The sequence below is a fragment of the Streptomyces sp. NPDC021562 genome, assembly GCF_040640875.1.
Lineage (GTDB): Bacteria > Actinomycetota > Actinomycetes > Streptomycetales > Streptomycetaceae > Streptomyces.
The window spans coordinates 405906-430928 of the sequence record NZ_JBFACN010000002.1 but is presented as its reverse complement, the minus strand read 5'-3'; the positions used below and the strand labels follow the sequence as shown (position 1 = coordinate 430928).

20 protein-coding genes and 1 pseudogene are annotated in these 25023 nt (G+C 72.3%); 12 read left to right on the top strand and 9 right to left on the bottom strand.

Going from position 1 to position 25023, the window contains the following annotated elements:
- Window position 1: 1 nt before the first annotated feature.
- Window positions 2-670, bottom strand: a complete 669-nt coding sequence (locus AB0G52_RS04395) for a DUF6445 family protein (RefSeq protein WP_132888511.1) — start codon at window positions 668-670, stop codon at window positions 2-4.
- Window positions 671-881: 211 nt separating this feature from the next.
- Here AB0G52_RS04395 and AB0G52_RS04390 point away from each other — a divergent pair, with 211 nt between their 5' ends.
- Window positions 882-1673: a DUF4142 domain-containing protein gene (locus AB0G52_RS04390; RefSeq protein WP_207921688.1), complete on the top strand. Its 792-nt coding sequence runs from the start codon at window positions 882-884 to the stop codon at window positions 1671-1673.
- Here the strand turns inward: AB0G52_RS04390 and AB0G52_RS04385 are convergent, their stop codons facing one another.
- A complete protein-coding gene (locus AB0G52_RS04385) occupies window positions 1674-3320 on the bottom strand; it encodes a glycoside hydrolase family 13 protein (RefSeq protein WP_361333541.1) in 1647 nt (548 codons plus the stop codon).
- A 288-nt stretch (window positions 3321-3608) separates the two neighbouring features.
- Between AB0G52_RS04385 and AB0G52_RS04380 the strand changes: the two genes are divergently transcribed.
- Window positions 3609-4574, top strand: a complete 966-nt coding sequence (locus AB0G52_RS04380; protein WP_132888508.1) for an LAETG motif-containing sortase-dependent surface protein — start codon at window positions 3609-3611, stop codon at window positions 4572-4574.
- Window positions 4575-4731: 157 nt separating this feature from the next.
- Here the strand turns inward: AB0G52_RS04380 and AB0G52_RS04375 are convergent, their stop codons facing one another.
- Window positions 4732-5814: a nucleoside hydrolase gene (locus AB0G52_RS04375; RefSeq protein WP_132888507.1), complete on the bottom strand. Its 1083-nt coding sequence runs from the start codon at window positions 5812-5814 to the stop codon at window positions 4732-4734.
- A gap of 61 nt (window positions 5815-5875) precedes the next feature.
- Window positions 5876-6095 (bottom strand): annotated as a pseudogene (locus AB0G52_RS04370) (hypothetical protein); the annotation flags it as partial.
- A gap of 211 nt (window positions 6096-6306) precedes the next feature.
- Between AB0G52_RS04370 and AB0G52_RS04365 the strand changes: the two are divergent.
- Window positions 6307-7071, top strand: a complete 765-nt coding sequence (locus tag AB0G52_RS04365) for a hypothetical protein (protein WP_361333537.1) — start codon at window positions 6307-6309, stop codon at window positions 7069-7071.
- A 48-nt stretch (window positions 7072-7119) separates the two neighbouring features.
- Here AB0G52_RS04365 and AB0G52_RS04360 read toward each other — a convergent pair whose 3' ends face one another.
- Entirely contained in the window at window positions 7120-8463 is a 1344-nt protein-coding gene (locus AB0G52_RS04360; RefSeq protein WP_361333534.1) for a helix-turn-helix transcriptional regulator, read from the bottom strand.
- Between the two features lie 443 nt (window positions 8464-8906).
- A complete protein-coding gene (locus AB0G52_RS04355) occupies window positions 8907-10385 on the bottom strand; it encodes a glycosyltransferase family 39 protein (protein WP_361333531.1) in 1479 nt (492 codons plus the stop codon).
- Window positions 10386-10708: 323 nt separating this feature from the next.
- On the opposite strand from AB0G52_RS04355, the gene AB0G52_RS04350 reads away from it, so the two are divergent.
- The 5 genes from AB0G52_RS04350 to AB0G52_RS04330 all read left to right on the top strand — a co-directional run bounded on the left by AB0G52_RS04350 (window position 10709) and on the right by AB0G52_RS04330 (window position 17147).
- Window positions 10709-11002, top strand: coding sequence for a lactococcin 972 family bacteriocin (locus AB0G52_RS04350; RefSeq protein ID WP_132888496.1), 294 nt, complete (start codon window positions 10709-10711; stop codon window positions 11000-11002).
- Window positions 11003-11077: 75 nt separating this feature from the next.
- Entirely contained in the window at window positions 11078-13180 is a 2103-nt protein-coding gene (locus AB0G52_RS04345; RefSeq protein ID WP_361333528.1) for a hypothetical protein, read from the top strand.
- Window positions 13177-13890 carry an ABC transporter ATP-binding protein gene (locus tag AB0G52_RS04340; RefSeq protein ID WP_361333525.1) on the top strand — a complete coding sequence of 238 codons (714 nt, stop codon included), beginning with the start codon at window positions 13177-13179 and terminating at the stop codon, window positions 13888-13890. The genes AB0G52_RS04345 and AB0G52_RS04340 overlap by 4 nt, the downstream gene beginning before the upstream one ends.
- Before the next feature lie 140 nt (window positions 13891-14030).
- Window positions 14031-14795 carry an NPP1 family protein gene (locus tag AB0G52_RS04335; protein WP_132888494.1) on the top strand — a complete coding sequence of 255 codons (765 nt, stop codon included), beginning with the start codon at window positions 14031-14033 and terminating at the stop codon, window positions 14793-14795.
- 381 nt (window positions 14796-15176) lie between these two features.
- Window positions 15177-17147 (top strand): Ig-like domain repeat protein, encoded by a 1971-nt coding sequence (locus tag AB0G52_RS04330; RefSeq protein ID WP_132888493.1) that lies wholly within the window; start codon window positions 15177-15179, stop codon window positions 17145-17147.
- An 8-nt stretch (window positions 17148-17155) separates the two neighbouring features.
- On the opposite strand, the gene AB0G52_RS04325 is transcribed toward AB0G52_RS04330, so the two are convergent.
- Window positions 17156-18211, bottom strand: coding sequence for a hypothetical protein (locus tag AB0G52_RS04325; protein ID WP_132888492.1), 1056 nt, complete (start codon window positions 18209-18211; stop codon window positions 17156-17158).
- A gap of 131 nt (window positions 18212-18342) precedes the next feature.
- Window positions 18343-19467: a PP2C family protein-serine/threonine phosphatase gene (locus AB0G52_RS04320; protein ID WP_361333521.1), complete on the bottom strand. Its 1125-nt coding sequence runs from the start codon at window positions 19465-19467 to the stop codon at window positions 18343-18345.
- Between the two features lie 159 nt (window positions 19468-19626).
- Between AB0G52_RS04320 and AB0G52_RS04315 the strand changes: the two genes are divergently transcribed.
- The 3 genes from AB0G52_RS04315 (at window position 19627) to AB0G52_RS04305 (ending at window position 22764) form a co-directional block, all read left to right on the top strand.
- Entirely contained in the window at window positions 19627-20067 is a 441-nt protein-coding gene (locus AB0G52_RS04315; RefSeq protein WP_132888490.1) for a hypothetical protein, read from the top strand.
- Window positions 20068-21138: 1071 nt separating this feature from the next.
- On the top strand, window positions 21139-22056 hold the full coding sequence (locus AB0G52_RS04310) for a hypothetical protein (protein ID WP_361333697.1): 918 nt from the start codon (window positions 21139-21141) through the stop codon (window positions 22054-22056).
- 114 nt (window positions 22057-22170) lie between these two features.
- Window positions 22171-22764, top strand: coding sequence for an HAD family acid phosphatase (locus AB0G52_RS04305; protein ID WP_361333518.1), 594 nt, complete (start codon window positions 22171-22173; stop codon window positions 22762-22764).
- 25 nt (window positions 22765-22789) lie between these two features.
- On the opposite strand, the gene AB0G52_RS04300 is transcribed toward AB0G52_RS04305, so the two are convergent.
- Entirely contained in the window at window positions 22790-24121 is a 1332-nt protein-coding gene (locus tag AB0G52_RS04300; protein ID WP_361333515.1) for a PLP-dependent aminotransferase family protein, read from the bottom strand.
- A 91-nt stretch (window positions 24122-24212) separates the two neighbouring features.
- Here AB0G52_RS04300 and AB0G52_RS04295 point away from each other — a divergent pair, with 91 nt between their 5' ends.
- Window positions 24213-25022 (top strand): alpha/beta hydrolase, encoded by an 810-nt coding sequence (locus AB0G52_RS04295; RefSeq protein WP_361333512.1) that lies wholly within the window; start codon window positions 24213-24215, stop codon window positions 25020-25022.
- Window position 25023 lies beyond the last annotated feature (1 nt).

The window sequence follows — 25023 nt, the reverse complement described above, 5'->3', positions numbered from 1 at the left end:
CTCACGCCATCCAGAAGAACACCGCCGTCATCCGCTTCTCCTCCAGGGTCTTCCCGGTGTACCGCGTCGCGCTGTGCACGAGGTTGGCGTTGTAGAGGAGCAGTCGGTTGTACTTGTGCGGGACGCGGACGTCCTCCTCGAAGTGGTCGCCGGGCACGAACCGCGTACCGAGGGCCTCGACGAGGTTGTTGTGCGGGGCCTGCACGACGTTGCCGCCGAGCCGGCCGCCGGGCAGCGACTGGCGGTAGAACGCGGTGCCGCAGTCCTTGGCCACCCCGGGGTTCAGGTACAGCACCGCCGCGTACCGGCACAGCGCCCGCGAGTCCGTGTGCGGGCGCGGCTCGCTCTCGCCCTCGCCGACCACCTGCACGCAGTTGTGGTTCAGGGTGCCGCCGCCGGGCGCCTGCTGCACCCACAGCTTCCCGGCGCCGGTGGCCTGCCGCACCAGCGCCTCCACGACGTCGAGTTCGGCGGGTTCCAGGCCGGGCATGGTGCGCAGGCCGGGCCAGGTCTCCGAGGTGTACGGATACCCCTGGACCCAGTCGTCCTTGGCCAGACAGCGCTCCCGCACGGCGTCCACGTCGGGCAGGACGTCGTCGAAGACCCAGTAGTCGCGGCCCTTCGTGGGCTTGCGGTAGGGCAGCACGGGAAGCACGGAGTGTGGGGGCATGCGGCGAAGCCTGCCCCCAGCTTTGTCATGACCACATGGACCAGGGGAAATCCACACCGTCCCCTGAGGAAGACATGGGGATCCGACGAGAACCGCCGGGCAACGCCTCACAAGTTCTTTACCAAATCAAAAGGTTTCGAGCGCTTTCCTGTCCGTACTTCCCTGCGTCCGACCCGCCGTGCGCGGGGCCTCGACCGGGCCGGAGGTACCGATGCCCTTTTCGCGTAACGCGACAGGCACTCTCGTCGTGGGAGGAGCCCTGAGCCTGACCCTCGCCGCTCTCGCCTATCCGAGCATGCTGGGTGTGAACACCACGTCCAGCGCCGCCACCAGAGTCATCGCCAACACCCAGTGGGGGCCCCTGACCGAGGGCGACCGGGACTTCGTGGTGAAGGTGCGCGCGGCCGGACTCTGGGAGTACCCGGTGGGGCAGCTCGGCCTGAAGAAGGGCACGACCCCGGCGGTCATCACCGCGAGCAAGCACCTGATCGACGGGCACGCGGCGCTGGACATCAGCTGCCGCAAGATCAGCCAGATGCTCAACATCACCATCCCCAACGTGGCCTCGCCGCAGCAGCAGGGGTTCGTCAGCACCCTGACCGCGGACAGCGGCAAGAAGTTCGACACCGACTTCGCCAACATCCTGCGCGTGACGCACGGTTCGATCTTCAACACCATCGCGAAGGTCCGTTCCACCACCACGAACACCCTGGTGCGCACCCTCGCCGACCAGGCCAACGCCACCGTGCTCGACCACATCACGGTGATGGAGCAGACCGGCCTGGTCGACTTCCCCTCGGTCCTCTTCCAGGAGACGACCCCGCCGAAGCTGCCCGCCACCGACCTGACCCCGCCGCCGCCGGACCCGGGCCAGCCGCAGGTCGTGCTCACCCCGCCGGTCAACAGCACGACCAAGCCGCCGGCCCTGCCGGGCGAGCCCGGCTTCACGGGCAGCGGCGCCGGCGTCGGCAACGGCGGGACCCCCGCTCCCACCGCCGGCTGATCAGGCGCCCAGCCACACCGTGGTGTCCGACGGCAGCGTGCCGTCAAGCGGCAACGGCACGCTGGCGAGCAGCACTTCGCCCGGCGGCAGCGGCACCGGCGCGTGCGACACGTTCGTGACGCACCGCCAGCCGTCCGACCGGGCGAAGTGCAGCACACCCTCGGGGGCCGCGGCCCAGGTCAGCGTCTCGCCGTCGAGCAGCTTGCGGCGCAGCCGCAGCGCGCTGCGGTAGAGCTCCAGGGTGGAGCCCTCCGCACCGGCCTGCGCCTCGACGGCGTACGACGCGAACCACGAGGGCTGCGGCAGCCAGGCGCCGCCCGCGCCGAAGCCGTACGACGGTCCCTCCGTCGTCCACGGCAACGGCACCCGGCACCCGTCGCGGCCCTTGCGGACGTGGCCCGTCTGCTCCCAGATCGGGTCCTGGAGGACGGCCGTGGGCAGGTCGGCGACCTCGGGCAGGCCCAGCTCCTCACCCTGGTAGACGTACGACGAGCCGGGCAGCGCCAGCATGAGGAGGGTGGCGGCGCGCGCCCGCCGCAGGCCCTGTTCGGCGTCGACCGCCGGGGCCCGGCCGCCGGACAGCAGCCAGGCGTTCTCGTCGGTGCCGGCCGGCAGCGACAGCCGGGAGGCGTGCCGGACGACGTCGTGGTTGGACAGCACCCAGGTGGCGGAGGCGCCGGCCGCGCGGGCGGTGGCCAGCGAGTCGGCGATCACCTGACGCAGCGCGTCCGCGTCCCAGGGAGCTTGCAGGTACTCGAAGTTGAAGGCCTGCCCCAGTTCGTCGGGGCGGGCGTACAGGGCGCGGCGGGCGCCGGGCACCCAGGCCTCGGCGACGGCCGTGCGGGGCGGGGCGTAGGCGTCGAAGATCTTGCGCCAGTCGCGGTAGATCTCGTGCACCTCGTCACGGTCCCAGTAGGGGTGGGTGCCGGGCGGCACCCGTTCCAGCGCCTCCTCACCGGTCGCCCCGAACTCCGCCACGTCCCGCAGTGGTTCGGCGAGGTCCTTCACCAGGGCGTGGGCCACGTCGATCCGGAAGCCGTCGACGCCCCGGTCCGACCAGAAGCGCAGGGTGGTGCGGAAGTCGGCGCGGACCTCCTCGTGCTCCCAGTTCAGGTCGGGCTGTTCGGGCGCGAAGAGGTGCAGGTACCACTCGCCGTCCGGGACCCGCCGCCAGGCGCTGCCACCGAACACCGACTGCCAGTCCGAGGGCGGGAGTTCACCGTGCGCGCCGCGGCCGGGCCGGAAGACGTAGCGGTCCCGGGCCGGGGAGCCGGGACCGGCCCGCAGGGCCTCCTGGAACCAGGGGTGCAGGTGCGAGGTGTGGTTGGGGACGATGTCGACGATCACCTTCAGGCCCAGCCGGTGCGCCTCGGCGGCCATCGCGTCGAAGTCGTCGAGGGTGCCCAGACGCGGGTCCACGTTCCGGTGGTCGGCGACGTCGTAGCCGCCGTCGGCCAGCTCGGACGGGTAGAACGGGCTGAGCCACAGGGCGTCCACGCCGAGCGCGCCCAGGTGGGACAGCCGCTCGGTGATGCCCTTGAGGTCACCGAGCCCGTCGCCGTCCGCGTCGGCGAAGCTGCGCGGATACACCTGGTAGATCACGGCCTGGCGCCACCAGTCGGGGTTCCTGGAGGAAAGGTCGACCACGCGTGTTCCTTTCGGACGAAGCGACTCGGACGAAGCGACACCGACATGAAGTCTGTCCATATTGCCGCGAAAGCGAACCTTCACCCCGGCCGGAACCGTTCGTTCCCTGTGTGAGGGAGTTGTGATGATCTCCGAACGAACCCTGGCTGTAGGCAGGTTGACAGGGTTCGGCGAGGCCAACCACCATGGTCCGCACACTGTGGCGCATGTGACCGACGAGCCCGGTGTTTCTTCGCTGTGCCCTCGCTTCCGCTGCCTTACGCGGCTTCTCCGCACGATGGGATATCCATGTCCATAGCCAGCCATGTCACCGCGCGCCGCCTGCTGGGGACGGGCGTCGCGTCGTTCGCCCTGTGTGCCGCCACCGTCGCGGGCGCCTCCGGCGCCTGGGCCCACGGCGGTGCCCCCGGCGGTGACGGCTGGAACTCCGGCGGCCACTACAGCCCCGGCACCGGGGCCGGCACGGAGACCGGCACGGACAAGTGCCAGTTCTCGATCGACGGCTCGAACTTCTTCGACTCGGTGAAGGTCGACGACCAGAACCTGAAGGTCACCGAGGACGGCAAGGTCCACCTGAAGGTCCGCGCCGCGGGTGACGCCGCCGCCTGCACCGCCTCGCTCGCCTCCTACATCGCGCACGGCCCGACCTTCGCCACCTCCGGTGAGCAGATCTTCGTCGACTTCGACTCGGTGACGGTCAAGCAGGGCCAGACCGACTCCCTCGACATCGCGGTCCCGGACGCCGGCTGCTTCGCGCAGATCGACCTCTACCGGGGCGCCGTCAAGTTCGACGGCAGGAAGGACGCCAACGACGGCTTCGTCCACGGTGACCTGCCGGCCGGCCCCGACCACGCGGTCATCAAGGACAAGCTGATCGCCTCCTGGAACGGCGGCACGAAGGACTGCTCGACCAGCGAGTCCTCGTCGCCCTCCCCGTCCCCGTCCGCCCCGGCGCCCTCGGCGTCGGAGTCCACCCCGGCCCAGCCGTCCACCCCGGCCGAGGAGACCACCACCCCGGCGCCCTCGGACAGCGCGTCGACCGGTACGGCCACCCCGTCGCCCTCCGCGTCCGAGTCCAGCACCACCCCGGCCTCGGCCCCCAGCACCGACTCCGGCAGCGGTGGTGGCGGCGACCTCGCCCACACCGGCGCCAGCTCGAGCACCGGCTACCTGGCGGGCGGCGCGGCCGTGCTGCTGGCCGGCGGCGGCGCGATCGTCGTCGCGACGCGGCGCCGCAAGGCGAGCCGCGCCTGACGGGCCGACGCCCCGCACCGACGTGCGCCCGGCCGTCACGGACGGCCGGGCGCACGCGTGTCGGGAGTGGTCACCGCCGCCGCCCGGCTCCTCACCGCTGCCGGCGCCCCGTCGGCCACCCGGCCGGGGGGGCGTGGTCGAACGGCGCAAGGGCGCCTCAGTCGTCTCCGCCCGGCCCGTCCGGGACGCCCGGCCCATCCGCAGCCGTTCCCGTGACCGCCCCCTCGGCCCGCTCCGCGACCGTCCCCGCGGCCGCCTCCGCGACCGTCCTCAGATAGAGCCGCACGTACCGCGGCACGTCCACGTCGAGCGCCACGTCCACCAAGGCCCGCTCCCGGCCACCGCCGTGGATCTCGGCCTCGCCGGGGCGGGCGCGCCGGTCGACGATCGTCTGCCCCCGGGTCGGGCCGGGGGCCAACGACACCTCGACCGGCAGCAGCCGGGTGGTCAGTCCCTCCGGGTCGGCCACGGCACACACCGCACCGGCGTCACCGAGGCCGCCGGCCTGATCGTCGCCGTCGGCACCGGCGGAACTCGGAACGGCGGAACTCGGAACGGCGGGCCGGTGGGCGAGCAGGTCGCCGGCCAGCCGGGCGCCGGGTTCCGTGCTCGCGCGCAGCCGTCGTACCTCCGCGCCCGGCACCACGACCCGCTGGAAGACGTCCAGGCCGTACATGGTGATCGGCACCCCGGCGGTGAGCAGGACGGCGGCTGCCTCGGGGTCGTGCCAGACGTTGAACTCGGCGACCGGCGTGGCGTTGCCGGTGGCGACCGCGCCGCCCATGAACACGATCCGCTCGATGTTCCGGGTGACCTCGGGGTGGGTGCGCAGCAGCAGGGCGATGTTGGTGAGCGGCGCGGTGGGGATCAGGGTGACCGGCCGGGGCGAGGCGAGGATCTCGCGGCGCAGCAGCGTGACGGCGTCGACGTCGACGGGCCGCCGGGTCGGCGCGGGCAGCCCGAGGTCGCCCATCCCGTCCGCCCCGTGCACGTGCCGGGCCGACCGGACCGCCTCGACCAACGGCCGCTCGGCCCCCCGGGCGACCGGGACGTCCCCGGCGCCGGCCCGCTCCAGCACGGTCAGGGTGTTCCGGACCACCCCGTCCACGTCCGTGTTCCCGGCGACACAGGTCACCGCCCGCAGCTCCAGCCCCGGGTGCCGGACGGCGAACAGCAGGGCGAGGGCGTCGTCGACCCCGGTGTCACAGTCGATGACCACAGGAATCCGCTGACCGGCCATGGGGTGCTCCTTCCGTCAGCGCGACTCTATGCGGTCCCGGAAACGGGTGTCGCGGGCGCGATCAGCCGAGACGGGGCCGCTCACGGTGCTCCAGGAAGTGACGGATCCGGAGCCGCTGGGTGTGGTGCATCGGCAGTCGATCGATCTCCGTCGGCCGGACGAACCGCAGCTTTGGTGGACTTCCCGGACGGCCGTTCCCGGGAGTGGGTCGGTCATCTCCATGCCGCCGCCGGGGCTGTTCGGCTCCGGTGCCGCCGGTCGTCGTAGTACCCGGTCCGTGCCGTCTGCTCTCGGGCCCGAGAAGCCTGCGTCCTCGACCCAGACCGCGAACTCGACGCCCACTTCCGCCCGGAAAGGACGACCAGCCCCGGGGGCCGTCCGGATGGGGCGGGTCACCCGGTCGGGTCGGAGCGGTGGTGGTGGGGGGCGGGTGGTGGTGGCGTGGGAGCAGCCGTTTCCGCCGCTGCTCCTGGTCTCCGGGGAGGCCCCGCCATGAGAGTCACCGTCTCCGGTCTTGCCGTGGTCGGGCTGCTCGCCGTCTCCGCGTGTACGGCGGGCACCTCGCCCCCGGGCGCCGTCTCCGACTCCGCCCGCGCCGCCGCCGAACGGCCCGCCGCCTCACCCGGCGCCCCCGGCCCCCCGGTGCTCACCGTCGACCAGGCGCAGGCCGCGCTGATCGGCGAGGCCGACCTGGGGGTGCCGTGGACGGCCGGCGACGCCACCGCCACCTGGCACGACGGGCTGCTCAAGGCGACCACCGGGCAACCGGACTGCCAGCGGCTGCTCGACGCCCTGTACGCCGAGGACCTGGTCGGCGCCCCGGCCGGACCGCAGGCCGGCGTCGTCCTCGACGACGGCGACGACGCCGCCCAGTTGCGCTACCAGGTCGACGCGAGCCACGCCGCCGACGTCGACCGGACGCTGGCCTGGCTGCGGACCCTGCCCGGCACCTGCGGACGGTTCACGGCGCAGACGACCGCCGCCGGTGCCGAACTCGTCCAGGTCGCCGACTCCCGGCTGTCCGGGCTCGGGGACGCACGGCAGGGCCTGCGGGTCGCCCTCACCTGGCAGGCGTCCGCCGACGCCGACCCCAGCACCCTCACCCTCGACGTCGCCGTGGTCCGCGTCGGTGACGACGCGATCGTCCTCACCACCGGCGCCCTCGGCACCCTCCCCGCGGACACCACCGAGCAGGTCCTCCACATCGGCGTCCAGCGCCTCGCCCAGGTACGGGAGAAGGGGCGGGCGCAGGCCTGAGGTGCCGCTGCCACCGAACGCCCCCGCAGCCGGTTCCCCGCCCCCCTCTCACAGCGGTGGCTGGGCCGGGGCCGGACCCAGGGTCGTCGTGCCGGGGGCCGTGCGGTGGCCCAGGCCGGTGCGGTAGGCGTCGAGGGCCGCCTCCACCCGGCCGGTGCGGCGCAGCAGGTCACCGAGCAGCCGGCACAGGTCCGCCAGGTCACCGGCCGCGCCCGCCCGCTCCAGCAGGCTCAGCGCCCGCACATAGTGCTCCTCGGCCGACTCGGTGTCCCGCGCGTCCTCGGCGATGATGCCGAGCAGCCGGTGGGCGGCGGCCGAATGCACGGCGCCGCGCTCGGAGTTGAAGTCGCCCAAGACGTCCTGGAGGAGTTCGGCGGCCTCGTCCGACTTGCCCCGGCGGTGCAGGACGTCGGCCAGTTCCACGGCGGCCTGGCTGCGGTACAGGGCGGCCCGGGTCTCCGAGAGTATCGCCAGCGCTTCCCGCAACTCGCTCTCCGCGCGCTCCAGTTCTCCGTTCTGGGCGCAGACGTAGCCGCGCATCCAGTGACAGTTGGCGAGTTCGGTGCGCAGTTGGAGCTGGCGGTACAGCTCGGCGGCCTTGGCGAGGGAGGCGTCGGCCTCGGCGGCCCGGCCCTCGGCGAGCAGGGTGCGGGCGACGGAGCGGTGCATCCGGGCGATCAGGGCGGGGTCGCCGGACTGCGGGGCGAGGGCGAGGGCGAGTTCGGCGGCCTGCGCGGCGCGGGCGTGCGCGCCCATGTCCATGTAGGGGCCGATGGCGGAGGCGTAGAGGAGGAGCAGCGCGTCCGGGTCGTGCAGGCCGCTCCGGTTGAGCTCGTCGAGGGTGGACTCAAGGAGGTAGACGGCATAACGAAGCTCACCGGCGAGGTAGTGGCTGACGGCCCGGCCGCGGATGGCGGGGACGCGCACCGGCAGCGGCTCGTTCGCCGTCCACAGCTCGGCCCGTTCGAAGAACTCCCTGGCCTGTCCCAGTTCTCCGGTGTCCAGGGCGCATTCGCCCAGGCCGAGCAGTGCGGTGGCCTGCTCCACGGCCAGCCCGTGCGCCTCCGCCTCCGCGAAGAGGGCCGCGTACTGGGCGGCGGCCTCCTCGGCGGCGCCGGTGGCGAGGGTGCGCTGTGCCTCGGTGAGCCGCAGCCTGAGGTCGGTGGCGAGGTGCGCGGGGCGCCCGCTGGCCAGCTCCTCGAAGCCGACGCCGAGCCGCCCGGCGATATGGCGGAGCGCCTCGTCGGAGGCCCGCACCCGGCCCGCCTCCAGCGTGGAGATGTAGGCGGGCGTGTAGGCCGGCTCGGCCAGCTGCCGCTGCGTCAGCCCCCGTTCACCGCGCAGCTGCTGCACCCGTCTGCCGATGGTCTCCGGATCGTCTCGTTCCTGCATCCTGCCTCCCCCAACTCCCCCTGGACCTCTTGCCGTTGAGCGCTGTCAGCCCCTAGGTTAAACGGCGGATTAAACCTGCTTAACCCGCCCCTGTCGTTGCGAGGTCGCCGTGCTCGGACGCTTATCCGCACGCCCTGCCGCACGCCCCCGGTCCCGGATCCGCTCGATCGGGGGGACCCCCGCCTTCCGTAGTATCGCCGCCGCCGTCATCGCGGTGGCGGCACTCGTCACGGCCGGCAATGCCGGACCGGCCGGAGCGACGGACGACTCCACCGGTTCCCAGGCCCCGGCCACGGCGACGGCCACAGCACCCCACACCGTCGACCACTAGGGCCACACCCGCCCCACCGGCCCGGCACCACGACACCGCACACCCGCCAGGACACTCACGCCGATTCACCCCACCTGCCGCCCAGAGTCGTGAGGCGGTGTGGACCGGACCCCTACCGCCGAGGTGTCCGGCGTTCGTACACCGTCACTCTGCGGCCGCGGATCTGTTCGTCGGCGACCGGGGTGAAGCACTCGCGCAGGACCTGGGTCTTCGCCCGGTCCCGGGCGGCCGTCACCGGACGGGCCACCCGGGGCGCGTCGGTCACCAGGAGTATGCGGCGCTCGGCGAGGATCGCGGCGCGTATGCGGTCCGGCGACGCCTCCACGCCCTTCAGGGTGCCGGACCGCTCGGGACTCTCCGTCAGGGCTATGTCCCGCAGGCCCGCGAAGGCGTCCGGCGAGACGGACGCCGTGTCCCTGCGGGCCGCGGGCACGAAGAGCACCGCGTCTCCGGCCCGCTTCAGGTGCCGTACGTCCGAGGCCACCGCCAGCACGTCGTCCACCCTGCTCGCCGGGGACCGCTTGGCCAGCGACTGCGGGAGCAGGGCCGCCACGGCCACCGCCAGCACCACGGGCAGGATCCCTCGCGACGCCACCGGGAAGCGGGGCGCGGCCGCCCGTACCGCCGCGCCGACGGCCGCCCCGATCAGCAGCGCCAGCCCCAGCATGCTGTAGAGGACGTAGCGGTCCAGGAACAGCGGCTGGACCAGGGACAGCGCGATCAGGCCGAGTTGCGGCACCGCCAGCAGCGGCAGCCCCACGGCCGCCGCCGACAGCCGCCCCGTCCGTGGCCGGTCCGGCACCGCACAGGCACCGCCGATCGCCAGCAGCACGCCGGGGCCGATCAGCATGTGCCAGGTCAGCGGCGGTATCCAGGAGACCTGAGCGGACTGGCCGCGGCTGAACACGATCAGCGGCAGCACCCCGGCCGTGGCGCACCCCGCCGCCACCGCCCACCGGGACAGGACCGCACGGTCGGCCCGGACCCACAGCACGGTGACCAGATGCGCCGCCAGGATCATGAGCGAGAGCCAGTTCAGCAGGCCCATGAGGAGGACGGCGGCGCCGTAGGCAGCCCAGTGGCGCGCGGGGACCCGGTGCTGGAGGGCGGTCACGAGGAGCAGGGTGGAGATCCCGGCGCCGGCCGCCACCAGCGCGTACGGCCGGCCCTCCTGGAGGTAGAACTGCACGGCCGGCAGCAGTCCGAGCGCCATTCCGCCGGCCAGCCCCGCCCAGACACCGGCCAGGCGCTGGCCGATCACGGCCACGCAGGCCGCCGCGACCGCGGTGGCCAGCACCGACGGCATCCGCAGGGTCGTGGTGCCGGCGCCGAAACACTCGAACAGCGCATGCATCAGCAGGTAGTAGAGGCCGTGGACCACGTCGACGTTCCCCAGCATGTGCCAGATGTCGGCGGTGGAGCGCCGGGCCACCTGCCAGGTCGCGGCCTCGTCGCGCCAGACACTGTTCCGGCGCGCCAGACCCCACAGGCCGAAGGCGCACGTCCACAGCAGCGGCAGCAGCCAGACGAGGGGCGCGGCTCCGGGCCGGGAAAAGCGGAATACCGCCTCTGACTTTCGGCCAGTCGACATGAAAAAGGGCTCCCGATGCGGTCGGCGAAGAGAGTGGCCCGTCAGAAGTCCCGGCCGACTGTGCACCGTAGCACCTCGGCCAAATGCCCTGGCCCGGGGCTTGTTGTACCTGTTCAGAGACCCGGCGCAACCTATTTATTCACGCCACTGACCGAATATGACCCCCACCTGATTTGCGACAGCTTTACCTCGTGATCCGCTGCTTTTCAGCCAACTCGGCACCTCATAATGATCCGGCTGTTGCGTCGAGATCACATCCCGTTCAGAGTTTTCAACCGTGCACAGCAAGCCCACGGGAAACTCACAGTGAGAGGTGTTTCACCATGCACAGGAGAAACGTGGTCAAGGCTGCCGTCGCGTCCGCTGCCATCATTTTCGCTGCGGCAACTCCGGCAATCGCCACGACGGTCGACGTGTCCGGCGGAAAGTGGAGCTACGACCAGGGCGCAAACACGGCTTGGTCGAACTACAAGCACCCGTCGAACTGGCACGCCTCGTCGGTGAAGATCGGCAGCGTGACCTTCAAGAGCGGCTGCACCACCCCGGGCCAGTGGTCGCTGGCCTCGGGCACGAAGAACGGCGGCGGCATCTCGTACTACTACGACCCGAGCTGCTGACGGCGCGGCCGTGGGGGCGGGTGCAGTCCGCCCCCACGGCTGTTCTTCCCATGGACTGAACTGGATGGGTACCAGATGCTGCATCGAGGCACAAGATTCGTCCACGCCGCGGTCCTGGTCTTCGCCGCAGCGCTGTCCTTCCTTTTCGTACGGGGCCTGGACGAGACCGGAGTACTGGGAAATTCGGCTCTGATCGAGGTCATCGACTCCGACGGGTCGAAAAACGGAACCCAGGTCGTGCGAGCCGTCGAGGCCTTCTCCGCCGAGCACGGCGTCGGGGTGGCCCGCGAGGTGCCCGATCTGAGGAATCCGGACGGGCTCCGGCACCTCTATCTGGCCCCGGGCGGCGGCTCCTCCGTGACGGCCGACTGGCCGGCCCACGGATATCCGGAGTTCAGCAGGAAGCTCGCGACCCGCGTGCACCCGCTGTCCGAGGTCGCGGGACTGGACCCGCGCGGCTCCTACTACGTGTTCGGCTCGTCCTCGGACGTCGACCGGCTGGTGGCCGAGTTCGGCCGACTCGGCCTCACCACGAGCGTGACCCACCCGCTGTCGTACTCCGAGCTGACCGACCGGTACACGGACGATCCGCTGCTGCGGGCCTTCTGGGTGGTCGCCCTCGCGGCGGTGACGATGACCGGCGCGAGCGTGCTGCTCAACGCGAAGACGTACGGGATCCTGCGGATGCAGGGCATGTCCTTCGCCGGCATCCTCCTGCGCGACCTGCGGCAACTGGCACCCTTCTGGCTCGCGTCGGCCGCCGGCGTGACGGCGGTGACCCTGACCTCGCTCGGCCTCTACAACGGCTTCGCCTGGTTCGGACTGTTCGCCGCGGTGGCCACGGTGGCCGCCGCCCTCCTGGCCGGCCTGGTGCTGGCGGCCCACGCGGCGGTGCTCGGGCTGACCTACAAGGTCGACGTGGGGCGGGCCCTCAAGGGCGAGTTGCCCGCGCGGGCCGCGTCCCTCAGCGTCTACCTCGTCCGCATCCCGGCGCTGCTGCTCGCTCTCGCCATCGCCACGAACGTCACCCTCGCGGGCCGGGGCGTGCTGGTGCGCCTGGAGAACCAGAAGGTGTACGAGACGGTGGGCGACGCGGTCTCCATCCGTCTCAGCGGCGCCTTCGCCATGCACACGGAACAACTGGACCGGCACGTGGGACCGTGGCTGCGCCAGGCCGACGGGCGCGGTGAGGTCGTCCTCGCCGGCCGCAGGGACCTGCAGGTCTCCGCCCCCGGCGCCCGGCTGCCGTCCGGTGAGTTCCTCATCGTCAACGACAGCTACCTCGCCGAACAGCCGGTACGGGATCCCGCGGGACACCGATACCGCTCCGAGGCCGACGGCGGGAAGGCACCGGACGCACGTCCGGTCCGGGTCATCGTCCCCGATTCCCTCGCCTCCCACCGGGCGGTCATCACCAAGGCGGCGTCCGAGATCGTCGACCCCCACCAGGACCGACACATTCCGCTTGAGGTGCTGAGAGGCAGGTCCGGACAGCGCCTTTTCGGGTACAACACCGGCGCCTACGTCTACAACTCGGCACACGGCCCCGACGAGGACAGGTCCATGCTCCGCGATCCGGTCGTCATCGCCGTACCCAATGGTTCACGGTTTCTCACGGACGACGCGTACACCACCTATGCGACCCAGGCGGGAGTCGTTTTCCCGAAACCGGACGACGTGCTCGAAGGAATCAGGGCGAACGGACTTCAGAGTTACTTGAGCGGAATGAGTCCCGTCGGACAGAAAACCGCCATGGATCTCAGGAACGCGGTCAGCGAACTGCGGATCCAGGTGTTCAATCTCGTCGTTTCCGCGCTCGTTCTCCTCATCGCCGGTGTCGGGGTTTGCATCATCTACTCCCGCAAAAACGCGCAGACGATATTCGCACGGCACATCAGCGGGTGGCGCTATATTGCCACGCACCGTTTCGTCCTCGCCGTGGAACTGGCCATAGCGATGGTGTTCGCCACCCGGGTGCCCTTCGAGGCGTGGCAGCAGAACCAGGAGGTGAAGAAGTTCGCGGCCGCCGGTGCACCCACGCCCTTCCAGCCCACTCATGTCACCGCGCTGGACGTCGGTGTCATCACGGCGCTCGTCGTGGTCGAATTCGGGGCCGTGCTGCTCGCCCTCGCGTTCTTCCACCGCCGGATCGTGAAGGAAGGGGCGAGGACCGCGTGAACCCCGCCAGCACCGACATCATTTCAAGCCAGCCGGAGCATGTGGTGATCGAAGTCGAGAACCTGTCCAAGGCATTCGAGTCCCGGGTCCTGTGGCGCGGAGTCGACTTCACCGTCGGCCGCGGCGAGATGCTCGCCCTCGTCGGCCCCAGTGGATCGGGCAAGTCCACCCTCCTCAACTGCCTGGGGTTGCTCGACAGGCCGAACTCCGGGGCGATCAGGTACCGCGGCGAGGACATCACGCGGTTCGGCAGGGGGGAGACCCGGCGCTTCCGTCGCGACAGTCTCGGTTACCTCTTCCAGCACTACGCCCTGATCGAGAACGCCACCGTCGAGGAAAACCTGGAGGTGGCCGTCGCGCCCCGGCGCAGGGCAGCGGGCAGCGGTGGCCCGGGCATCGCGGAGGCCCTCGACCGGGTGGGCCTGGCGGACCGGGGCAAGGAGCGGATCCACGTTCTGAGCGGCGGCGAACAGCAACGCGTGGCCCTGGCCCGGCTGATCGTCCAGAGGCCCGCACTGGTCCTCGCGGACGAGCCCACCGGCGCCCTCGACGACGCCAACACCGCTGTCGTCGTCGAGATCCTGCGCGAACTGAGCGGGGCGGGCTGTGCCGTTGTGCTCGCCACCCACGACGCCACGGTCCGGGACGCCTGCGACACGGTCTTCACGGTGCCCGGGCAACCGGGCAGGCACCTCGTCGCCAACCGGTGAAAGGGCGGCGTCCGTTCGGCGAAACGCCCTCCTCCGTTTGACGGAAAGCCCTTCCATCCGGGCTCCCGGCAGGCCAGTCTCTCCCCGCACCCGAATGTCATGTCCGGGGCGAACACTGGACCGTCGACTGGAGCCACCCGATGTCCCGCACCAGGACCCACCGCCTCGGCCGAGCCGTCGCCGTCGTGGGCAGCGCCGCCGCGCTCACCCTCGCCCTGCCGTTCAGCGCCTCGGCGGGCGTGCTGCAGAACCTCCCGGAGAACGCCACCACGTTCCAGAAGTTCTTCGAGCCGCTCTACGACTACGACACGGACGCCTGCTACCCCGCCGCCGCCATCGACCCGTCCGGCAACCTCAACGGGGGGCTGAAGCCGACCGGCGCGATCACCGGCCAGTGCCGCGACGGTCACCTCGACCACGCCAACACCTACTCGCGGGCCAAGTGCAACAACGGCTGGTGCGGGATCATCTACGCCAGCTACTTCGAGAAGGACGAGGCGTCCCCGGGCATCGGCCACCGCCACGACTGGGAGTGCATCGTCGTCTGGGTCAAGCAGGGCGCCGACCACCCGTCGTACCTGTCCGCCTCCCAGCACGGCGACTTCGAGACCGAGGCGGTCGCCGACGTCCCGATGAGCGGTCAGCGCGTGCAGGTGGTGTACCACAAGGACGGACTGAGCACCCACGACTTCCGGTTCGCCAAGTGGGGCGAGACCCCGGAGAACGACGACGGCGCCTGGCACCAGGAGAACCTGCTCACCTGGGACGACATGGCCGCCAACCTGCGGGACGTCCTGAACGCCTCGGACTGGGGCGACGCGAACCTCCCCCTCCAGGACGCCAAGTTCGACGACCACCTGAACAAGGCCAAGCCGACCGCGATCACCTTCGACCCGTACGCCTGACCCTGCGGCCGACGAGGAGCCGACGGGCTGGGGTGGCGACCGCCCCAGCCTTCCGGCCCTCCCGCACCCCATGAGCAACCGGAGAGACAGGGCAACGCCGACTTCCCGCTGACCGGCGACTTCCAGGACGACATCAACAAGGCCCGCCCCTCCGAGGTCCCCGCCTTCTGACGGCCCCCCACCGGCCGCGGCCGCGGCCGCCGACGGACTCTCCCCGACCGGCTGCGGCCGAATCCCGGTGCGGCCGAATCCCGGGTGCTGATTGTCAGTGGCATGACCTAGTCTTCGTTTCATCCGCCACACACGGCCCACAGGAACCTCGCACGGGTGGGCCCTGCTCCGTGGCGCCCATTTCATTCGATCCGGGGGGTTCGAATCAGCGTGCGTATGCGCACCGTCACGGCCGCCACCACCCTGGCGGTCCTCTTCAGCTCCGCGGCCCTGGCCGCCACTCCGGCCTACGCCGACACCAGCGGGCTCCTGCCGGTCAGATCGGTCGGCGACATCGTCGTCGACGGTGCCCACCAGCAGGTCTTCATCAGCGACCCGACGAACGGCAAGATCGTCGTCACCGACTACTCGGGCAACGTCGTCAAGCAGCTCACCACCAACCTCTCCGGCGTCCACGGACTCGAACTGTCCGCCGACTCCGGCACCCTCTACGCGGCCGTGCAGGACATGGACGCCATCGCCGTCATCGACACCGCGACGGACACCGAGACGACCCGCTACACGGTCGGCGACAAGCCGCTGAGCGTCGCCCTCGCGGGCGGCAAGCTGTGGTTCGGCTACGGCGGCGACACGGCAGGCAACATCGGCTCCGTCGACCTGACCGGCGATCACACGGTCACCCTCAACCAGGACCGCAGCTGGTACCAGGCGCCGCTCGTGGACGCGGCGCCCGGCTCCGACGTCCTGGTCGCGGGCGCGGTCGACCAGAGCCCCGTCGAACTGGCCTCCTACGACGTCTCCTCGGGCACCGCCACCAAGCTGGCCGCCACCCGGGACGCGGGCAGCAACCTCGGCGACCTCCAGGTCACCCCCGACGGCAAGGACGTCGTGGTGGCCAGCGGGGCGCCCTACTACCACCAGATCTTCAAGACCTCCGACCTCAACGAGGACGGCAAGTACACCAGCGTCAACTACCCGAACGCGGTCGCCATCGCGCCGGACGGCACGGTCGCGGGCGGCAGCGACGCCTCCTACAACCCGGACGTCTACATCTTCCGGCCGGGCAGCAGCGAGGCCGTCCGCTCCTACGAGTTCCCGAGCACCGGCGCCTCCAGCGGCTCCGACCTGATGGCCGACGCGGGCCTCGCCTGGGCGCCGGACTCCTCCCGGCTGTTCGCGGTGTCGTACAACAGCGAGGGCGTGTACTCGCTGCGCGAGTACGACACCCCGGGCAAGGCGGCCAGCACCCTCACGGTGAACGCCCCGGCGTCGGCGACGCGCGCCAAGCCGCTCACCGTCACCGGCACGCTCTCCTCGACGACCGCGTTCCCGGCCGGCACGCAGGTCTCGGTCACCCGCACCGACCTCGACTCGCCGAACGGCAAGGCGCTGCCCGCCGTGACGGTCAAGGCCGACGGCACGTTCTCGTTCACCGACACCCCGCCGGCCGGCGGCAAGGTGACGTACCAGGTCGGCTACGCGGGCGACGCGGACCACGCGGCCGCCTCCGCCAAGGACACGGTCGACGTCTCCCGGGCGAACCCGACGCTGACCCTGGACAACAACGGCAAGGTGTACGCGTACGGGAAGGACGTGAAGTTCACGGCCCACCTCGGGACGACGTACAAGAACCGCACCGTGGAGCTCTGGGCCGACCCGTTCGGCTCGGACAAGCCCAACAAGCTGGTGAAGTCCGGCAAGGTCGACTCGCACGGCAACCTGTCCGTCGTCCTCGACCTCAAGCGCGACACCAAGGTCACCGCGAAGTTCGCGGGCGACGCCCGCTGGCAGCCGCGCTCGGTGTCCAGCACGGTGGGCGCGAAGGTCAGCGTCTCGATGTCGGTCAGCCGCCAGTACAAGTCGAAGAAGGCCTGGGGCCAGACCTACTACTACTTCCACAAGACGAAGAACCCGCTGTTCACGACCAAGATGCCGTACTACACCGGCCGTGCGCAGCGCTTCGACTTCCAGGTCTACTACCAGGGCAAGTGGTACTCGGACACCTCCCAGTACTTCGCCCTGGCGAGCAACGGCGTCTCCCTGGTCGAGTTCACCGGCAACCACAAGAGCGACGTCGGCTGGCGCTTCCGCGTCCGCTCGGACTACATCAACGGCACGTCCGGCGACACCGTCAACTCCACGACGTACGGCGCCTGGAAGTACTTCACCTTCACGAGCTAGCCGGCCGTTCAGCTGGTCTGAAGCTGCCGGAGGTGCTGCTGGACATGGTCCAGGGCACCTTCCCGGCGGCCCGGCACCCTGAGTCTCAACTCCGCGAGCGCGGGCCCCAGTTCACGGGCCCGCGCCGCGTCCTTGATGGCCCCCCACTGGTGGTGGGCCCGGTCCACGGCCGCCTCCACGGCAGGCGTGTCGGCGGGCTCCCCGGCGGCCAGCCGCGTCCTGGCCACGGTCAGCCAGGTACGGCAGCTGCGCGCCGCGTCCCCGGCGAACATCGCGAGGTCGGCCCGCACCTCGGACCAGTGCAGCGCGTCCTCGGAGGCCGGTCCGTGGGCCCGCGCGGCGGCCTCCTCCCAGCGGGCCGCGAGCTCGTCCGCCTCCGCGTACCGGCCGTCCCGCACGGCCGCGCTGATGGCGTCGTGCGGATCACCGCCGTCCGGGCCGTGCGTACTGAGCAGCATGTCGGTGGCGGTCTCCGCGCCGAGCCGCACGAGCACCTGCTGGTGCAGCTGCTCCAGCGGCGGCCGGTGCCCGCTCCTGAGCACCGTCGCCACGGCCTTCATGTACGACGGCACGGCGACCTCCCGCCGGGCGGGCGGCGGTGCGACCCGCCCGTGCACGGCGTTGTTCCGGCCGCAGTCGAGGGGGACGGCGCGCAGGTGCTCCCAGGTCTCGTGGTCCGTGTGCAGGTCGAGCACCAGCGACGTCGCCCCGGGCGGGCGCAGCCGCAGCTCCTCGCGGATCCAGTGCCAGGGCAGCGCGGTGTACCGCACGGTCGCGGGCGTGGTCCTGGCCAGGGCCAGGTGCGGCAGCCGCTGTCTGCGGTCCAGCTGCAGCTGTCCGGTGACGAAGAGGGTCAGCGGGCCGGGGGCGGCCGCGGCGGCCCGCAGCCGGGTCAGCACCGCCTGCGGCTCCAGGGGGTCGGCGAGTTCGACGACGTTGGCGGTGTCGGTGCCGGAGAGTATCGCCGGGGGCACGGCCGCGAGCACGGGGAGCACGGAGGCCGCGTCCACCAGTCGCCCTTTGCCCGTCGGCGAGGCCGCGAGCAGCAGCACGGTTCCGGGCATCGGGCCCTCCCCCTTGTTTCCCAGGTCCACTTACGTCAGCACCGTAACCGCTGCGCTTGCAAAGCGGGGGCCGAGAGTGAGCTTTGATCCGGGATGGGGGAGTTACGGCCCCCCGCGACGCCGGACAGACCCTAGCGGGGGGACGGGGTGCGGCGTACCGCGAAGATCGTGGTGTCGTCGGAGAGGTGGCCACGGCTGTGGCGCAGTACTCCGTCGCGGACGCGGGCGACCAGGCGGGCCGGGTCGGTGCCGGGCGACCCGCGGACCTCGGCCGTCAGGTCGTAGAACTCGCCGTCCCCGTTCCTCGCCTCCGTCACCCCGTCCGTCGTGATGAGGAGGGTCTCCTCCGGGGCGAGAGGGATCGTGCGGGTCGGCGGCGGTCCGGACCCCTCGCTCAACTCACCCATTCCCAAAGGGAGTACACCTCCCGGTGGGAAGGCGCGGACGCCTGCCGGGCCGACCGCGAGGGGTGGCTCGTGGCCGAAGTTGACCAGCTCCACCACGTCCGGACGGCCCGGCGGGAACCCGAGCAGCAGCGCCGTGGCGAAGCGGTCCCCGTCGTCGCGGCCGAGGGCCACCGTATGGCCCCGGTGCCGGAGCATCCGGGTCTCCAGCCGGTCCGCCACCGTCGCCAGGTCCGCCTCGTGGTACCCGGCCTCCCGGAACGTGCCCAGCAGCGCCGCCGCCGTCTCGACCGCCCCGAGCCCCTTGCCCTGCACGTCCCCCACCAGCACCCGTGTCCCGTGCGGGCCCGGCTGGATGTCGTAGAAGTCCCCGCCCACCCGGGCCTCCGTGTCGGCGGCGAGATAGACCGCCGCGTGATCGAGCCCGGCCCACCCCTGCGGCAGCGGACGCAGCACGGTGCGGCGGGTCGTCTCGGCGATGTCCCGCATGTGCAGGATCCGGCGTTCGCCGTTCAGCCGGACCGTGCAGGCGAGGACGGCCAGCACCCCGGCGAGAGCGACCAGGACGAAGTCGGGCAGCCCGGCCTGGTACTCCTTGGGCCAGGCGCTGTCCACGGCGACGTAGTCCAGCAGGGACAGCACCGAGAAGGCGGCCGTCGCCCAGACCCCGCAGAGCGCCGCCGCGATCCCGGGCACCAGCACGATCCAGGAGACGATCCGGAACCGCTCCGTGGTGTTGAGGTCGACCGCGGTGATCCCGGCCAGCAGCAGCAGCGGCGCCAACCAGGCGAAGCCTCTGCCCCAGGCCCACGGCAGGTCTCGCCGCCGCCGCAGGGCCTGGTGGTCGGTCACGTCAGTCAGGGAAACACGGGTGCGCACGGCCCGCACGTCGTACGGGGCGGCGCGCAGGATGCCGTACGGGCCCCCTGACACCTGGCGTATGGCCGACTTGCCAGGGGGTACCCGCAGGTGTGCTCTGGAAGGCGGGGGCGAGGAGAGAGGAGCGCTCGCATGGCGCACGCTGCACCCACGTCCGGCGGCACGGTCCGGGCCGGTCGTACCCCCGACATCTTCGACGCCCGGACGCACGCCCGGGCCCGGATCGCCATCTCCGTCGTGACCGGGTTGATCTACGGCGACTGGGTCGCGGCGAACAGCCGCGCCGGCGGCCCGATCACCGGCTGGAACCTGCTGACCGGCTTCGTGAGCGCCTTCGTGTTCGCGGTCGTGCTGTGGGCGGTCATGACCTTCGCGCCACGGCTGCGGCGGGAACTGCACGCGGCGGTGTGGGCGGCGTTCGCCGGCATCTCGTTCGGCTTCCTGTACAGCGCGACCGGCGAGGCGGTCCTGCGGTCCATCGGCATGGCCCTGGCCGTGGCGCTCGTCGTCCTGATCCTGTCGTTCTACCGGTTCTACACGCGGGAGGACGCGGCCGGACACCGCATCCGATAACCCCCCCCCGTGCCCGCGTGGGCCCCGGCCACCACGGCCGGGGCCCACGATTTCCCCTTTTTCCTCACTGGTCGCCGGGCCCTTGGAGGCACCCGGCGACATCCCGGCGGGGCCCGGATTCCCGGAACCCACACCCGAAACCAGGAAACACCCGTTCGGATCAGTCCTCCACCGGAGCGGGCCGAGCCGGCCCGAGCCGAGTCGTCCGGGCAACCGCCCCCGGCGACGTACTCCGTGTCGCCCGTTCGGCCCGGCCAGGGCCCGTCATACCCCCCGCATGCAGGCGCACGGCTCGCCTGACCGGCCCTCAGGGGCTTGCCTGGAACCGTGCCCCCAGTGCTCCCCGGGCCGGTGCGGCCCCCGGGCCCCGCACGGGCCGTACAGACGTCATGGCCCAGGTGGGCCACACGGACCACGTGGCCCGTGCGAGCCGCCCGGTCCGCCCTCGCCGCACGGCTTGTCCGCAGCACATGGATCGTCCGCGGCACACAGGCCGTCCGCAGCGCGTGGCCCGGCCATGGCGCGCGGCCCGACCGTGGTGCCAGACCCGTCCGTGGCGCACGGACCGGTCGCGCCGCTTGGCCCATCCGCGGGACCAGCCCCGGCCGCGGCGCCAGGCCCGTCCATGGCGCACGGGCCGTCCTCGGCACGCGGCCCATCCGCGGCGCGTGGCCCGGCCGCGGCGCGTGGTCCATCCGCGGCGCGCGGCCCGACCGTGGTGCCAGACCAGTCCGTGGCGCACGGACCGGTCGCGCCGCTTGGCCCATCCGCGGGACCAGCCCCGGCCGCGGCGCCAGATCCGTCCATGGCGCACGGGCCGTCCTCGGCGCGCGGCCCCTCCGCGGCGCGTGGCCCATCCGCGGCGCCAGTCCCGGCCGCGGCGCCAGGCCCGGCCGCGGCACCGGACCCGTCCACAGCCCGCGGCCCGCCCGTAACCCGCGGCCCGTCCGTAGCCCGCGGCCCGTCCGTAGCCCGCGGCCCGTCCGTAGCCCGCGGCCCGTCCTCGGCGTGTCGCCCGTCCGTGGTGCACGGGCCGGGTGGCGTGCCCGGCCGCGCTGCCTGCGGGGCGTCCTGTCGGCGCTGCTGATCACGCTGTCCTGCCTGCTGCTGCCGTTCGGTGTGCTGTCGGCGTGGGCGGCGTACGGGCTGGCGGACACCGGGCAGTACGTGAGCACGATGGCGCCACTGGCCGAGGACCCCGACGTCCGGGACGCCGTCGCGGCCACCGTCGGCGACGGCATCATGCGCGAGGTGGACGTCGGCCGGCCCATGCGGGGCACGGTGGCACCCTTCGTACGCGAGGCGGTCCGCTCGTTCACCCAGACCCGGGCGTTCCGGCTGGCCTGGGACGCCGGCAACCGGGCCACCCACGACGCCGTGCTGCGGGCCCTGGAGGACGAGCGCGAGGAGGCCGTGACGGTCGACCTCGCGCCGGTCACCGCCCAGGTCAGGGACCAGCTCACCCACGACCATGTGCCGCTCGCGGCCCGTATCCCGGTCCAGCACACGGCGGTCGCCGTTCTCCCGGCCGCCGAGCTGGACCGGCTCCGGAAGGGGTTCCACGTGCTCGAAGTCGCCGGGTTCTGGCTGCCCGTCGCGACCGTCGCCTTCGCGGCCGGCGGTATCGCCCTCGCCGTCCGCCGCCGGCGTGCGGTCACGGCGACGGCGCTGGGTACGGCGCTGGGCGGCGCCCTGCTCGGCCTCGCCCTCTCGATCGGCCGCGCCCTGACCCTGTCCGGTCTGCCGTCCGACGTACCGCACCCGGCCGCGGCCGCCGTCTACGACGCCCTGACGTCCACCCTGCGCACGGTCTCCTGGTTCCTGCTCGCCCTCGGCCTGACGGTGGCCCTGCTGTCCTGGCTCAGCCGCTACGCCCGCCGCAGCTCCGCTCCGGCCCCCGAACCGGAGGGCGAGGTTCCCAACTCCTCTTCCCGCAGAGCGAATTCACAGGATTCCCCTTCTCCTGACCAGAGCATGACACGCATGTAACCCATCGCTACCCTGACGGTCACGTGGTGGGTGTCCCGGCCGGGCAACGTGGCGGAACGACAGCCACCGGTACGGAACACCGATGGCCGACGTGACCTGAGGAGCCCCCGCCCGATGAACCGTCCCACCGCACGCCGCACCGCAGTCGCCGTGGCGGCCGGCCTCGCCCTGCCGCTCGCCGCCGCGCTGCCCGCGCACGCCGCCGACCCGACCGTCACCGAGGCCCAGTGGCTGTCCGACGTAGCCGCCGTCACCGGCCCCGCGCAGAGCTACCTCGACAGCCGCGCCGCCACCAACACCTCGGGCGCCAGGCTGGCGATCGTCCTCGACATCGACAACACCGCGCTGGCCTCCCACTTCGAGGGCGGCTACCCCACGCCCGCCACCGCCCCGGTGCTCACCCTCGCCCAGGACGCGCACGCCAAGGGCATCAGCGTCTTCTTCGTCAGCGCCCGCCCCGACCTGATCGACCTGACCACCAGGTACAACCTCACCAAGGTCGGTTACACCGTCGACGGCCTCTACACCCGCTCGCTCGGCGAGATCATCGGCAAGAGCGTGGCCGACTTCAAGACCGCGCAGCGCAAGAAGATCGAGGCGAACGGCTACGACATCGTCGCCGACATCGGCAACAACACCACGGACCTGACCGGCGGTTACGCCGACACCACCTACAAGCTGCCGGACTACGACGGCCTGCTGGACTAGCCGCTCCCACCCAGAAGGTCCCTGGTCAGGGGCGCTGCGCCGCGAGCTCCGCCAGGCCGCGCAGCGCCTCGGCCAGTTCCGGTTCGTCCGCCGAGGCGAGCCCGATCCGGACCGCGTCCGGCGTCCGCTTCGGGTCGACCCGGAAGGCGGTGCCGGGCGTGATCCCGATGCCGCGCGCCGCCGCGGCCGCCGTGAAGCGGTCGGCCCGCCACGGCGCGGGCAGCTCCCACCAGGCGAAGTACCCGCCCGGATCGGCCCGTACGGCGAACCCGTCGAGCACCTCGCGGAGTATCCCCTGGCGGCGCCGGGCCTGCGCCCGCTTGGCCTCGACGAGCCGCGCCACCGTCCCGTCCCCGATCCACCGCACGGCCGCCTCCAGCGCGAACGCCCCCGCGCTCCAGCCGCCTGAGCGCACGGCGTTCGCCACCGCCGCCACCCGGTCCTCGGGGACGACGGCGAACCCGACGGTGAGGCCGGGCGCGACCCGCTTCGAGAGCCCGTCCACGACATGGACGAGCCCGGGCGCGAGGGCGGCGAGCGGCGGCTCGCCGCCGCCGTGCAGGAAGGCCCAGACCCGGTCCTCCACCACCGGAAGCCCCAGGTCGCACACGGCCCGTGCGAGGTGCAGCCGCCGCCCGGCCGGCATGGTCCGGGAGGTCGGATTGTGCAGGGTCGGCTGGAGGTAGAGCGCGGAGAGCGGCCCGGACCGGTGCGCGGCGAGGAGCGCGTCCACGACCGGCCCCTCGTCGTCCGTCGGCACCGGTACGAGGGTGACGGAGAGCCGCCCCGCGATCTCCTTGACCAGCGGATACGTCAGCGGCTCCACCCCGACCCGGCCGCCCGGCGGTACCAGGGAGGCGAGGGTGGCGGCGATGGCCTGCCGGGCGTTGCCGGTGAAGAGCACCCGGCCGGGGTCCGGCCGCCAGTCCCCGGTGGCCAGCAGCGCGGCGGCGGCCCGCCGGGCGTCCGCGGTGCCGTCGGCGGGGGCGGGCCGCAGGGTGGCGGTGAGGGCGTCGGCCCGCAGCAGCGGCGCGAGCGCGGGCGCCAGCATCTCCGACTGCCCCGGTACGACCGGGTAGTTGAGCTCCAGGTTGATCCGCGCGGCACCGCCCTCGTCCTCGACGAGCGCCCGCCCCCGTGGCACGTCCGCCGCGGCCCGGACGAAGGTGCCCCGGCCGACCTCGCCCACCACCAGCCCGCGCCGCACGAGTTCGGCGTACACCCGTCCGGCCGTCGAGGCGGCGATCCCGTGCCGGCGCGCGAACGCCCGCTGCGGAGGCAGCCGTTGTCCCGCCCGCAACCGCCCTCGCGCGATGTCCAGCGCGATCCGGTCGGCGATCCCCCGGAAGTCGTCCACCGCACACCCCTCATCTCTCGTCGCACCGAGATTGCACCGAGGGCAAAGATCTTATTGCACCGAGGAGTTGACGGCCCCTAGGGTCGATCACATGCCCCCCTTCCTCGCATACACCGACAATGCACGCCAGAGCGCAAGCACTCCCCTCCTCCTCGTCCACGGCCACCCCTTCGACCGCACCATGTGGCACCCCCAGCTGACGGCCTTCGCCTCCGACCGCCGGATCATCGCCCCCGACCTGCGCGGCTACGGCGCCTCCCCGGTCACCTCCGGCAAGACCACCCTCGCCCGCTTCGCCGCCGACCTCGAAGACCTCCTCGACACCCTGGACGTGCCGGCCTGCGTCGTCGCGGGCCTGTCCATGGGCGGCCAGATCGCGATGGAGTGCTACGACCGCCTCGGGCCCGACCGGGTGCGCGGGCTGGTCCTGGCGGACACCTTCCCCGCCCCCGAGACACCCGGGGGCAGGCGGGCCCGCAACGCCATGGCGGACCGCCTGCTGCGCGAGGGCATGCGGGGCTACGCCGACGAGGTCCTGGAGAAGGTGGTCGCCCCCTACGCCGACCCGGACGTGAAGGCCCACGTCCACCGCATGATGACGGCGACGGACCCCGAGGGCGCCGCCGCGGCCCTGCGCGGCCGGGCCGAACGCCCCGACTACCGTCCCCTGCTGACCAGGGTCACGGTCCCCTCCCTGGTGGTGGTCGGCGCGGACGACGAGTACACCCCCGTCGCGGACGCCGAGGCCATGCACGCCCTCCTCCCCGAGGCCGAGCTCCGGGTGATCGACCGCGCCGCCCACCTGCCGAACCTGGAACGCCCGGCGGAGTTCAACCGGGCGCTGGGGGAGTTCCTGGCACGCGTCGACCGGGCACCGCTGGCCCGGCACGCACCCGGATAAT